Origin of the sequence: Psychrobacter sp. S1-30-MNA-CIBAN-0213, from assembly GCF_040309845.1 — a bacterium.
Taxonomy (GTDB): domain Bacteria; phylum Pseudomonadota; class Gammaproteobacteria; order Pseudomonadales; family Moraxellaceae; genus Psychrobacter.
Map to the genome: position 1 here is coordinate 276,778 of NZ_JBEOPE010000004.1, position 13,057 is coordinate 289,834.

The 13,057-nt window shown below is 41.6% G+C and carries 13 protein-coding genes; 8 read left to right on the forward strand and 5 right to left on the reverse strand.

Features of this window, described 5'->3' with window-relative positions; translation table 11 throughout:
- Positions 1-39: 39 nt before the first annotated feature.
- Positions 40-708 (reverse strand): hypothetical protein, encoded by a 669-nt coding sequence (locus AAEY87_RS06175; protein WP_068327767.1) that lies wholly within the window; start codon positions 706-708, stop codon positions 40-42.
- 503 nt (positions 709-1,211) lie between these two features.
- Between AAEY87_RS06175 and AAEY87_RS06180 the strand changes: the two genes are divergently transcribed.
- The 3 genes from AAEY87_RS06180 (at position 1,212) to AAEY87_RS06190 (ending at position 4,415) form a co-directional block, all read left to right on the forward strand.
- On the forward strand, positions 1,212-2,891 hold the full coding sequence (locus AAEY87_RS06180; protein WP_068327770.1) for a carbon starvation CstA family protein: 1,680 nt from the start codon (positions 1,212-1,214) through the stop codon (positions 2,889-2,891).
- A gap of 148 nt (positions 2,892-3,039) precedes the next feature.
- The gene (locus AAEY87_RS06185) at positions 3,040-3,315 is read left to right on the forward strand and encodes a cory-CC-star protein (RefSeq protein WP_350656384.1); all 276 of its coding nucleotides are present in this window, start codon (positions 3,040-3,042) and stop codon (positions 3,313-3,315) included.
- An 83-nt stretch (positions 3,316-3,398) separates the two neighbouring features.
- A complete protein-coding gene (locus AAEY87_RS06190) occupies positions 3,399-4,415 on the forward strand; it encodes an ArsA family ATPase (RefSeq protein ID WP_350656386.1) in 1,017 nt (338 codons plus the stop codon).
- Positions 4,416-4,532: 117 nt separating this feature from the next.
- Here AAEY87_RS06190 and AAEY87_RS06195 read toward each other — a convergent pair whose 3' ends face one another.
- From AAEY87_RS06195 to AAEY87_RS06210, 4 genes are all read right to left on the reverse strand, one after another.
- Positions 4,533-6,221 carry a GTPase/DUF3482 domain-containing protein gene (locus tag AAEY87_RS06195; protein ID WP_350656388.1) on the reverse strand — a complete coding sequence of 563 codons (1,689 nt, stop codon included), beginning with the start codon at positions 6,219-6,221 and terminating at the stop codon, positions 4,533-4,535.
- Positions 6,222-6,242: 21 nt separating this feature from the next.
- Positions 6,243-6,440 (reverse strand): hypothetical protein, encoded by a 198-nt coding sequence (locus AAEY87_RS06200; RefSeq protein ID WP_350656389.1) that lies wholly within the window; start codon positions 6,438-6,440, stop codon positions 6,243-6,245.
- 147 nt (positions 6,441-6,587) lie between these two features.
- Positions 6,588-7,571: a sterol desaturase family protein gene (locus AAEY87_RS06205; protein WP_350656390.1), complete on the reverse strand. Its 984-nt coding sequence runs from the start codon at positions 7,569-7,571 to the stop codon at positions 6,588-6,590.
- 224 nt (positions 7,572-7,795) lie between these two features.
- On the reverse strand, positions 7,796-9,196 hold the full coding sequence (locus AAEY87_RS06210) for a DUF2868 domain-containing protein (RefSeq protein ID WP_350656391.1): 1,401 nt from the start codon (positions 9,194-9,196) through the stop codon (positions 7,796-7,798).
- Between the two features lie 294 nt (positions 9,197-9,490).
- On the opposite strand from AAEY87_RS06210, the gene merR reads away from it, so the two are divergent.
- From merR to AAEY87_RS06235, 5 genes are all read left to right on the forward strand, one after another.
- Positions 9,491-9,877 carry a mercury resistance transcriptional regulator MerR gene (merR, locus tag AAEY87_RS06215; RefSeq protein WP_350656392.1) on the forward strand — a complete coding sequence of 129 codons (387 nt, stop codon included), beginning with the start codon at positions 9,491-9,493 and terminating at the stop codon, positions 9,875-9,877.
- A 150-nt stretch (positions 9,878-10,027) separates the two neighbouring features.
- The gene (merP, locus tag AAEY87_RS06220) at positions 10,028-10,267 is read left to right on the forward strand and encodes a mercury resistance system periplasmic binding protein MerP (RefSeq protein WP_350656393.1); all 240 of its coding nucleotides are present in this window, start codon (positions 10,028-10,030) and stop codon (positions 10,265-10,267) included.
- Positions 10,268-10,276: 9 nt separating this feature from the next.
- A complete protein-coding gene (gene merF, locus AAEY87_RS06225; RefSeq protein ID WP_350656394.1) occupies positions 10,277-10,525 on the forward strand; it encodes a mercury resistance system transport protein MerF in 249 nt (82 codons plus the stop codon).
- Positions 10,526-10,567: 42 nt separating this feature from the next.
- A complete protein-coding gene (gene merA, locus AAEY87_RS06230; RefSeq protein WP_350656453.1) occupies positions 10,568-11,971 on the forward strand; it encodes a mercury(II) reductase in 1,404 nt (467 codons plus the stop codon).
- A 216-nt stretch (positions 11,972-12,187) separates the two neighbouring features.
- Positions 12,188-12,964: an SDR family oxidoreductase gene (locus AAEY87_RS06235; RefSeq protein ID WP_350656395.1), complete on the forward strand. Its 777-nt coding sequence runs from the start codon at positions 12,188-12,190 to the stop codon at positions 12,962-12,964.
- Positions 12,965-13,057 lie beyond the last annotated feature (93 nt).

Consider the following 13,057-nt stretch of genomic DNA (forward strand, 5'->3'; position numbering starts at 1 on the left):
TTAAAGCAAAAATATTGGTTTATTTTTATCGTTATCTGATCAGTCAGCCATCTTTATAAGAAAAGGGCGGTAAAAACGAGCCAAACGATTTAATCCAGCATCAGGTAGCTGCGGCAATAATTTATTTAGAGCCATGCCCATACCCTTGTCGATACCTACTTTAGCAACCGGAATAGATTTGCGTTTGATCATGCCAAGCTTGAGCGTTTCAGTGAATTTACTAATGAAATGATTAAGTGCTTCTTCATTCATAGTTTCAAGCGCAATTTTAAATTGACTCTTATCAACATTGTCAGGCGTAACCGCATCAAAACCTTCGATAATAGTATCAGCAGAAGCTTTAGGTAGTTCAAACCCAACACGGCGAACACCTTCATTATCAATGAACATAGTCTCGTTCTTCAAAAAATTAAAGCTTGGCATGATGTCTTCGTTTTTATCTTTACCAAGTAGTACGTTGAGTAGAGTCTCTGTCGCGCGCTCAATCGTATTTACAATCTTTCGCATGGATGCTTGGCGATCCGGATTTGGAATTACATCTATCAAGCTCACCAATAGATTCTCATTTAGCTCGCGGGCGATTTGCTGAGTGAGGTCATTGCGATAAGGATAGTAATCCACTTGTTCACCTGAAGTGATAATACGTTCAGCCTCATCAATCATATCATTCAATTTATCTGATGGTACAAATCCAAAATAGTATGTCATTTTATTCCTTATAGATACTTAATAGGATAGATAACTAATAAGTGTTTAATAAATACTTATTATCATATCCGGCGTCAGTATAGCCAAATTATCTGCGTGAAAACATCTTAAACCAATAAAATAATAGGTCGACGTCTGCATCCATTGACTATGTGCATAATTGGTGAAAATAGGGTATGGGTGTGAAAATATCAACAATGTATTTTAACAATTATTGATACCTATACAGTATTAGGGCTACGTTTACACTACTCAATAATGGACATTAGACGTTACATTTTATGTCGGATGGATTAAACTTAATGCGTTATATCCATATTTTAACATTCAATATTTCTTTATGTTTTACGTCAAAGCCGTCTTTATTTAATACAGTCTTAACGAAAAACATAATAATTACTTCCTGCCAGCATTAACTAGCTCACTAAGGCAACAATGGAATGAAAAAAGGACAAGAGGAGGTGTAAATTTCACCATCCTCGCCTTATCTAAGGAGAGATAAGATGAATAGCGCTATTGTATTATTATTTGGGATTGCCGCAATGCTTTGCGGATATTTGTTTTATTCAAAATTTATCGCGACCAAGATCTTGGCGTTAGATAATAGTCGTCCCACGCCAGCCCATACGATGAAAGATGGGATAGATTATGTACCTACCAATAAATATGTGTTATGGGGACATCATTTCACCTCTGTAGCAGGTGCTGCGCCAATTATTGGTCCGGCCATTGCAGTCATTTGGGGCTGGGTACCAGCTGTGCTTTGGGTGGTATTCGGAACGATATTTATGGCTGGTGTTCATGATATGTCAGCTATATGGGCGAGTATGCGTAATCGTGGTCAATCTATCGGCTCTATCGCTGGTACGGTCATGGGTACACGCGTACGCAGTCTGATGATGGTCGTTATATTTTTATTATTACTAATGGTCAACGCTGTATTTGGTGTCGCTATTGCGAATATGCTTATCAAAACGCCATCAGCTGTCTTGCCAGTATGGGGAGCATTGATTGTCGCCTTTATTATTGGTCAATGTATTTATCGCTATAATATGAGCTTGGCTTGGGTGTCAATTATTGGAGTAACGGCTTTATACGGACTGATCTATCTTGGTCCTATGTTCCCAGTCGTATTACCTGAGACTATTTTTGGACTGCCAGATAATGCTGTCTGGATTATTATTCTATTCACCTATGCCGCAATTGCTTCGCTACTACCAGTATGGATGCTATTGCAACCACGTGACTATATTAATGGGTTGCAGCTATTCGTCGGTTTGATTCTATTGTACGCCGCTATCTTTATCTCAACGCCTAACATTGTCGCGCCTGCAATCAATACCGACTTACCGATAGGCACACCGTCAATTATGCCATTATTGTTTGTGACTATTGCTTGTGGTGCTATTTCAGGATTCCATGGCTTGGTCGCGACAGGCACAACTTCTAAGCAAATTGACAAAGAAGAAGACGTACGTTTTGTTGGTTACTTTGGTGCACTTGGCGAGGGGATGTTGGCATTAGGCGCCATCCTTGCTGCCACCGCAGGTTTTGCGACCCTTGGTGATTGGCAGGCAGTTTATCAAAAATTTGGTGACGGTTCGGTTGGAGCATTCATTGATGGCGGCGCGGCGATACTCAATGCCGGTGTCGGTATTGATATGGTATTGTCACAGACGATGCTTACGGTAATGGCAGCACTATTTGCTGGGACAACAATGGATACTGGCGTTCGTTTGCAACGTTACATCTTCCAAGAGTTTGGTGAGTTCTATAACCTTCCAATTTTAAGTAAAAGCGTGGTCGCTACCTTGCTAGCAGTCGGATCCTGTCTATTATTGGCATTTGGTGCGGGCGGTATTGGCGGTGAAGGCGGCATGATTATTTGGCCACTATTTGGTACTACTAACCAGTTGATGGCGGCATTAACACTCATGATCGTAACCGTTATCTTATTACGTAAAGGCAAACCGGTTTGGTATACCTTAGCGCCTTTGTCGTTCTTATTAGTCATGACGGTTTTTGCATTGTTAATCCAGCTTAAAACTTTCTATACCGATGGCAATTGGTTGCTCATTATTATGGATATCGTCATCATGATTGCAACGATTTTGGTTACTTTTGAGAGCTTTTCGGTACTGCGGCGTGAATGGTCGCAGCATAAAGGTAAAAATGAGACTTAATTAAATCTGAAATATTTGAGCAGAACAAAACGCTAGCAATTGCTGGCGTTTTTATGTTGTGAGATATTGTAGGGTGTGGTTAGCGCAGCGTAACCCACCACTTAATGATATTATCTAATAGGTAAGTTCTTAAAATTAAGGCAAGAGTATGGACGACATAAAAAACGACCAGCCTTTATGGCGAAGATTCCTAACAGGTCTTAATGAGTTTTACCATGCGCCATATCGGCAAACGATGGCACGCGCCGCACGCGATGAAGAAGATTTATTTATGCTAATGATGTTCGCGGAGAGCCTCGGCATTGATAACCCAGCCAGCTTTTATACACTTGAGTTACAACCACTGTTTTTGGAGAATTTCCATGAATGGCATACACGAATGGGTATGGAAAAATGCCCCTTTGACCATGTTGGCTGTTGCTAGTTGGGTGACTAATTAGATTGTTAGAAGTAACTATAAATAATAACTATAAGAAAAAACATACAAACAGGAAATGAGAAAGGATTATGGCCCTACAACCTTTAAGTGCATTGGTCACCCAGTTAGCTACCCAACCGATTATATTTGTTGGCGGTAAAGGCGGTGTTGGTAAAACGACGGCAGCGGCCGCACTAGCCAGCCATTATGCTACTCAGCAAAAAAAGACACTCATTATCTCCACTGATCCAGCGCATAGTTTGGGTGATGTATTAAATGTAGCGCTCAGTAATGAGAAGACAGCAATTACCCCTTACCTTGATGCGCTTGAGCTCAATCCGGATATTATCGTTGATAACCATTTTGCACAGGTCGAGCGTACCATCAAAGGTTATGCCAATCCTGACATGATGCCCAAGATTCGTGAGCATCTACGTCTGTCAAAGTCTGCGCCCGGAGCACAAGAGGCCGCCATGCTCGAGTCAATGTGCCAGCATTTGGTGGCGGCAGCGGATGCTGGTTATGAGCATATAATCTTTGATACCGCTCCAACGGGACATACCTTGCGTTTATTAGTATTGCCAGAGATGATGGGAGCGTGGACAGATGGATTATTAGCCCAGCAGCGGCGGCAGTCTAAGTTACGCACGGCAGCAACGAGCTTGGATTTAGATAACAACAATTATAAAGACAATGATAAAAACGACGTCTCGAATCCATTTGCCAAACAAAAACCGGATCGATGGGAACAGGCAGTATCTGTACTAGAGAAACGCAAGCAGCTGTTTCGTGAGGCAGGGTTGTTACTCCATGACCGCAAGCAAACGGCCATTGTATTGGTAATGACTGCTGATGTATTGCCATTGGCTGAAACTAAGCGCGCCATCCAGCAATTAGAGGAAACCAAACTCACGCCAGCGGCAATCGTGGTCAATCAGCTGATAACGCCTACGCAAACCGATGAGTTTTGGCGCAAACGTGCAGACAGACAACAAGGGTTGATGAAAGAGATAGAAAGTAATTTTACAGACTATCCAATTTATCCCCTTTATTTACAGCAGACAGACGTACGCGGTAGTGAAGCTTTGAGTAAGTTATTGAGTTAAATCTGACTCTCAACTTAGTATGGACTTTCGTAGGGTGCATTCCACAATGCACCCTCATAATTTGATAGGTGATTAGAACGCACCCTACGCTCTAGAGAGAGTCATCAATTAAAACCGTTAACCACGGTCAAGATTATGCGCCTGCAATTTACTTGAAAGTGACCATGCCGCATCAATACGTAAGCTTTCCGCCTGCTCAGACTTACCACTACTGAGTGACGACCATTGCGGCTTGCCACGGGCTTTTTTTAGCTCACTTGGCAGTTTATGGGTAGGCCAAGGGGTAATCGGGTTGCTTTCATCATCACTAAGTTCAACATTGTCATCAGTCGTGATTTGCTCTTTTGCGTACAGGAGCTGCGTCGCATCAGTTGCAGCGTGACCACGATGACGCACGGCAACTAGTAAGTCCATAGCACGGGTAGCAAGGAGGGTTAGGGTAGCGGGGTCGATATACAAACGCTTCACACCGGATAACTTGTCCGCGATACTACCCGTATTAGATAACAGCCCACCTGCGATACCACCTATCGCGGCCCCCAATCCTAAAGTCGTACCTAACGCAGCCGCATCAATGCCCAGTCCTAATAACGCGCCAGCTGCCGCACCAGAAGTCGTACGAATACCATAACTTTTGAGCAGTTCAGGATCAAATGGGTCTTGTTGGTAAGCTTGCAACTCAAGCGGAGTCGCTGCCACAGCATTATCATAAAACTTATAAAGATTTAACAATTTATGCTGCATGCTACGCTCGCTTTGGCGAACGGCTTCTTGCATCTGCTGCAACACAGGCATCGGGTCATCATCTTCATTAATTTCTTGGACGAAGGCGGCGACATTTAATAAAAAATCCGCAATGATGATATTCGCCTCATCGTACAGACGTGCCCAGTTTTCAGTCCGGCGCTGCATCAATTGCTCAAGCATTTCAGCATGAGTAAGCATAGTGGCTAAATTCTGCCAAAGTCGCATTTCATCGGCAAATTCAAAAGCGACAGAATCAAAACGGGTGGATATATGCAAATTACGGCGCGCCAGCATGGTTTGCCATTCATCGATATTGGCATCCTGACTATCAGTGAAGTTAAATACGGGCATAACCGGAATTGCTGCCCACGACAAAATGGTTAATTCGTCTTTATACTTACCGAGCACAGGCTCACGCGCATCGACCACATAAATGGCCATATCACTCGCCAGCAGCTGGCGGATAACTTTAGCTTCTTGGCTATAATCCTCACTGCTACCTAAAGTGTCACCACCCTGCGCATTGTCTGTTGCCAAAAATTGTTGTAAACGCTCAATACCATCACGGCGACTGGCAGTATTATCCTCCAGCCAATCCATCAGGCCAGACGCATCTTCCAAACCCGGAGTATCGTACAAGGTGACCAGCACTTCGCCCGTTTGGTTATCCGTTAATTGCGCACGCTCAACATGACGAGTAGTTGCAGCCTCATTTTTGACTTCACCAAAATAGACATCACGTAGCAAGGTACGCAGTATTGAAGTCTTACCCGTATTGGTATGACCAACGACTGCCAATTTTAATGGTTCGTCACTAGCAATTGTGGTTTTACTGGTTGTTTTGGTAGCGTCTTCAGTTGGTGACGTTAACAAAATCGATGAATTGGTTAGACTGCTATCCGTAGTAGGTTGATCGGTATTACTCATACTCTGTTCTTTACTGATATCAATAGGTGGCGTACCCTCAATAGGTTTGGTAGACGAATTGGATGCATCATAAGCCTTGTCCGCAAATAGGCTCTTCGGCTGACTGTCAGAATTATTATTGTTATTATTCATGATAGGGTCTTATATTGAATGTTATTGGTCGATTGCGGCTTTCAGTTGTCGGATAACAGCACTTAATAACATCTCGTCAATCTCAGTTAGCTCATTTAATCCGTAATCATAAGTTTTTAAGATCATCGCTTTTTGATCTTGAGTAAGGTGCACCGATATATCACCATCTTTTATCATTCCTCGATAATCTTCTAGCGTTACTTTTCTATTATCTTTCATGTCCAACCTCCTCTTGACTGTCGATTTGGCAAATACTCTATGAAAAAATCACTCTTTTTCATGCAGATACATCCTCATCTATAAGCCATTGTAACCAAACGCCCTTATAGGGTCTATATAAGCGATGTTATTGCTAATCAGTCATTTTTAAACGGCACTAGGTGGACGAAACAATACTTTAAGCTTGTTCTTTAATCCTTTGGTACGGAAGAAGCGTTGCCACATACGATAAAATACGCCAAATATTAGGCTGATAATATTATCGTGACTGGCTTCACCTACTGCGCCATATTTCACTGGGTTATTAACCGTATCTTCTTCTACGTAAGTGCCAAACCAACGATCAAAAAGTATAATAACGCCACCATAGTTTTGGTCGATATAGTCGCCATTGGTACCATGATGCGCACGGTGGTTGGATGGAGTATCAAAAATATATTCAACCCACCTAGGGAATTTGCCAACCGTTTCAGTATGAATAAAGAATTGATAAATCAGATCAAGCGCGTAGAAGAAGAAAACCCAAACCGGATGGACGCCAAGCAGCATCAGCGGGACAAAGAACAACCACCAGCCTGTGATTGAGTACAATAAACTTTGGCGCATAGCCGTTGATAAGTTCATTTGATCGTCGGAGTGATGTACCACATGCGCTGACCAAAACCAGTTGACACGATGTGAGCTACGATGAAACCAGTAATAGCAGAACTCAACCGCGATAAAAATAGGAATGGCCGTTAGCCATGTGACTTCAATCGTAAACAGGCGATATTGATATAACCACAAGCAAATAGGCAACACGACAAGCGCTTGAATAATCAGCTCAAAGCCTAAATAAGAGCCACCTAAGCTAAAGTTAGTCATGGCGCGACGCCAACCAAAGGCAGAACCACGCCCACGCTTAGATTGATAAAACCATTCTGCCAAAAACAATAGGAAAAACGGTCCACCTGCCAGCGGCAATAGCCACTCTTGCCAATGTGCAGGTAAGATACTCGCCAGCATGGGCTGCCAAGACTCAGGCGCGATGGCTAAGATACTCTGATTGAGCGTCTCTTTGTAATCATCTAAAGTCTGTCCATACTTGCCTAAACTTATTAGACCATTACTACTATTATCTGTCATTGCCATAACATCCTACCGCACATCTACCATTGTGGTCATCCTTGACTCTTTAATATAAGCTTGACGCCTTATAAAAGCAGCATTGCTTATGAACGCATGCGTCATCTGCAGTCGATCTTATATAAAAATGATATAGGATAGGGCTGCTGGTATGGATTTTTTGCAGCATCTGTCTACGCAGGCACAGTAAGCAAAGAAAATTTATATCAATAGCTCCTCATAATGAACCACTATGAATGATTCTCTACCAAGCCAATATTACGTGCAGCTAATGCCGTTTGCCATTGTTGATAACGGATAGCCTGAGGAGATTTTGGATCAGTAGCCGCTACAGATGTTGAGATATCATTAATATCAGCGCTATGCGTTCTGTCATTATTTAATAGTTGAACGATGAGGCCGTGTTTTGCATGAGTAGCAATGCGATCAAGCTTGCGCAATGTGCCACGATCTGGCAATGCCTGGCTATGAATACCTAGCAATACTTGTACTGGATTTTTATCTAAATAAGTCGTTAGGCGATCCATATCATCACGGTCATCAACGATACCGAAATTTTCAACCTCACTATCACTATTCGTATCGTTAAGACCTACTTGCCACCAATGATCCTGCTCTGATGGATACTCAAGTAGTGCAACCAGCTTTTTGCCAGCACTAACGCTCGCCTTTGGTGCTACCGGTGCTGGCGCTTCATTGAAGTCATCGGCATCTACTACTTGACGCTGCCAAAAGTTAATAATCTTTTGATAATAGGGGAGTTTGATATCCAAGCGCATTTTTTTGCGGCGAAACATTAGTGCACAAAATGCCCAAGCGATCGCACGCGGGACGATACCATACATAATTAGGCTACCAATTAACAAGCTTGCCCATTGCCGCGCGACAGATAATGGCATAGCATCTGTTACGAGTCGGCTCTGCACAATAGCAGCATTGTCCGGCACATCAAAACCAACCATACTTGGTAGCCAGCCAAGCACTTGGGTCAAGCTAATCAGCGCCTGATCTGATAATAACGTCGACTCCCAGCTAAAACTATACTGACGTACAATCAATAGAAAAATGATCGCAAACATCATTCCTGTCAACGTTGCCAGCCACAATTGATGACTAAACCGACCTAGATACCAGCGCATCCCGCTATGCTGCAATTGACGCTCGTACAATTCCACTGCCGCCTTGGTGACATCGTCCTTACCGCGTATCAGATAACTAGGACTAACAAAGTTTGCAAACCAACTGGGAGACTGGCGACCTTGATTAATCAGCGTCATCACCAGCCAGCCACCGAGCATAAGTGTATGAAAACCCAGCAGACAAACCAACACATAGAAGAAATTAACAACATTGGTCTGCAATAAAGTAAACAAGCCCAAAAATCCTGACACGCACCACACGACACTCATGACTATCATGATGCCTTTGATACGGCCGTCAATTTTCCCTAACACCCGTGCAAGATTGCCATTGCTGTCGATACGCGAAGCTCGACGATGTAGCTTTTGAATCGGCTTACCGTCTTCTACCTGTAGTTTTTCAGTCACCAATAAAGGATCAGTTGTGAAGACATGCTGCTGAGTCTCAAGCGTACGTACCAGCTCAGTTAATTGATCTTGGGGTGATAGCATGATGGGATGATATCCGTGTCAGTAAAACAAATATTAGGTCATTTAAATGAATAGTGATTCAAGCGTATTGTAGCGCATTTGGCAAGATTATTATTTGTGGTTATCCATGCTTATCTAGGCAAAAATAAATAGTATTTTTACTTTGAGATACCGATGGAATAGTTACAGACAATAGAACTATTTATAAAAAATTAATTATACTTATCAAATATTTATCACTTATTTCTTGGTAGTATGTTCATTTAATTAGAAAAACGCATTTAACGTTGTGCTGCTTTTTAGTAAGGAGAAATAATGTCTAGAACCATCAGCAAACTAGCAAAAGAAATCGGACTCAATATAGAAACCGTTCGTTTTTATGAGCGTAAAGGACTAATCAAACAACCTATTAAACCTATGCAAGGTTATAGGCAGTATCCAATAGAGACGGTAAATAGGATTCGTTTTATTAGACGTTCTCAAGAATTAGGATTCACATTGAGAGAAATAGAGAGTCTACTTTCACTTAATGATAGCCCTTGTAGACAAGTCGAAGAGCTAGCAAAAAGAAAGCTAATGGCTGTTCAAACCAAACAAGCTGATTTACTTCTTTTAGAAAAGGCGCTCTTAGAGCATATAGACCGATGCCAAAATAACAAAGATGATACTTGTTGTCCTATCATTGACTCTTTACAACCGTAGCAAATCAATGTTGTTCTGAATAAAACTCATCTCATCAAACCCATACTAAACACGGTCAACAATATATTTTATTAATTTACCAAAGAATCTATTGACTCCGTACCTAGGTACATAGAATACACTTGTGTCATAACTTAACGAGGTATTTATATGGAGCAGAAACAATCAAACCTTCTGATGACAGTTAAGCTTGACGTACCAACAACGAACTGTGTGACATGCCCGATAACAGTCACACATTCACTAAAGAAGGTCGATGGTGTTAAAAAAGCCGAAGTCACTTATAGAACTAAATCGGCTGTGATTATATATGATGACACCAAAACCAACGCAGAAACCTTAATGAAAGCAACAACCAATGCGGGTTATCCGTCTACATTAAGAAGATGAATTTTAACTATGGATAAAGATACATTGTTATTCCGATTTGGAATTATAAGCACCATAATCGTCGCTTTGTGCTGTTTTACTCCTATTCTTGTCATTTTATTAGGTGCTGTAGGTCTTGCTTCTTTAACAGGATATTTGGACATTGTTTTATTGCCAGCGCTAGCATTTTTTGTCGTACTTACCATTTACGCACTGTATAAAAAAAATTCAACAGATAAAAACCTCTGTAATGATGATAAAAAAAAGGATGAAAAATGATTAATGATTAATGATTAAGTTTACACATCAGATGTTACTGATATAAAGGTAGCCATGCATATAGCTATCGTTGGCAGTGGCTCAGGTGCTTTTGCTAGTGCTATTAAAATGGCAGAGCTTGGAGCAAGAGTAACCATGATTGAAGGTGCTAAAGTGGTTGGTGGATCTTGTGTAAATACAGGTTGCGTACCATCAAAAATACTTATTCGTGCTGCACAATTAGCGCATCAGCAACGAGATAATCCATTTAAAAGACTAAAAAACAGTCACCCTCAAGTAAACCGTTCTCTAATCGCTCAACAACAGACTGCACTTGTCGATGAATTACGTGATACCAAGTACATTAGTATTTTAGAGTCAAATCCAGCAATAACCTTATTAAAAGGTTACGCACGCTTCGAAAATGAAAATACGTTGCTTATAAAAAAGCCTGATGGTTCAGAAAAAGAACTTCGCGCAGACCGTATTTTAATTGCAACGGGTGCTACACCGACTATCCCACCAATTAATGGTTTAGCAGACACCCCGTATTGGACATCTACAGAAGCTTTATTTGCTGAAGAATTGCCAGAGAGCTTACTGGTAATCGGCTCATCGGTTATTGCCCTGGAAATTGCCCAAGCCTATCATCGTTTAGGGTGTAGTGTGACTATATTGGCACGCCATACGTTATTGTATGCAGAAGAGCCTTTATTAGGCGAGAGATTAACAGAGTGTTTTGAAAGAGAGGGTATTCAAGTATTAAATAACACTCAAGCAAGCAGCGTCAGCTACGATGGAAAATCCTTTTCATTAGATACAAATGAAGGCGTTTTAAGCGCTGATAGGTTACTTATTGCTACTGGTCGTCACGCAAATACAGCTCAGCTCGGATTAGAGAACGTAGGTGTTGCGATACAAAAAAATGGAGCTGTTATAGTCAATGATAAAATGGAAACATTAACAGCTCATATTTATGCTGTAGGTGATTGCTCTAACATGCCTCAATATGTTTATGTAGCAGCTGCAGCAGGTACTAAGGCAGGTGTCAATATAATGGGTGGTGATGCAAGGCTAGATTTATCCACGATGCCTGCGGTTATCTTTACAGATCCACAAGTCGCAACAGTTGGATTAACTGAAACTCAGGCGGTAAACGCAGGATTTGAAGTGATTAGTCGAGTGTTAGATATGGAAAATGTGCCTAGAGCATTAGTTAATTTTGAAACAGATGGATTTATCAAACTGGTCGCTGACAAACCAACAGGTAAAATCCTTGGCGCACAAATACTCGCTCATGAAGGTGGGGAGTTAATTCAAAGCGCTGCACTCACTATTCGTAACAATATGACAGTAGATGACCTCGCAGGACAGCTATTTCCATATTTAACGATGGTCGAAGGTTTAAAGCTATGTGCACAAACTTTTAGCAAGGATATTAAAGAGCTATCATGCTGCGCGGGATAACCTCATACGGCTATCAGACGTTACCCCGTATCTATTTTTCACTACTATCAATACTATTAGGCCTGTTAAACGTTGTATAAAATCGAGTTTTTATTGTCTTTCTTCATAAATTGTCTCTAATTATCTGCCATACACTATGCTATGTTAAAGATAACAATAGCGTTCATACTAAATGAAGTTAAAGAAGAATAATGAAATTGCAAAGGAAGGTGCTATATGGACAATAAAACCTATCTTATCATTGGCGGGACTGGGGGCATTGGTCAAGCGATGGTCAGACAGCTAGTACAAGCGACTGCTAATGAGCAAGGTAGCAAAGATAATGACAGCACTCGCATTAAAGTCTTTGCCACTTACCATAGAAGTATTCCTGACTTTGAAGCGGATAATCTGCATTGGTTGCAAATGGATGTCAGCGATGAGAACAGTATTAAACAAGCTGCCGACGATATCAAGCAGCAGAGCACGCATCTTGATTGGGTTATTAACTGTGTGGGGCTGCTACATACTGAAAAATCACAGCCAGAGAAGGCACTTCGGCAAGTTGAAACGGAATTTTTCTTACAAAATATGCAAATCAATGCGTTAGCAGGCTTACTGATAGCCAAGCATATTAGGCCGCTACTTGCTAAAGCGGAACGCAGTGCTGATAAACCTGCAATATTCGCGACTATATCAGCGCGTGTGGGCAGCATTAGTGACAATCAGCTGGGCGGCTGGCATAGCTATAGAATGAGTAAGGCTGCGCTAAATATGGGTATGAAAAACCTAAGCATAGAATGGGGACGCTCATTAAAAGACGTGTGTATAGTGGTCATGCAGCCGGGAACGGTCAACACGCAACTGTCTGCACCATTTCAGGGTAATGTCGCTGATGGTCAACTATTCTCGCCAGCCTATAGTGCAGAATGTCTATTGGAGGTGCTGTCAAACATGACTGCTGCCCAATCTGGTAGTTTTGTCGACTGGGCAGGGGAGTCAATCCCGTGGTAAAGTAGAACTTGAAAAAGTAAATTATTAAAATAAAAAAAGGGTGTGTCATGATTCAATCAATGACACACCCTTTTGGGTTATAGAAGTCTAATC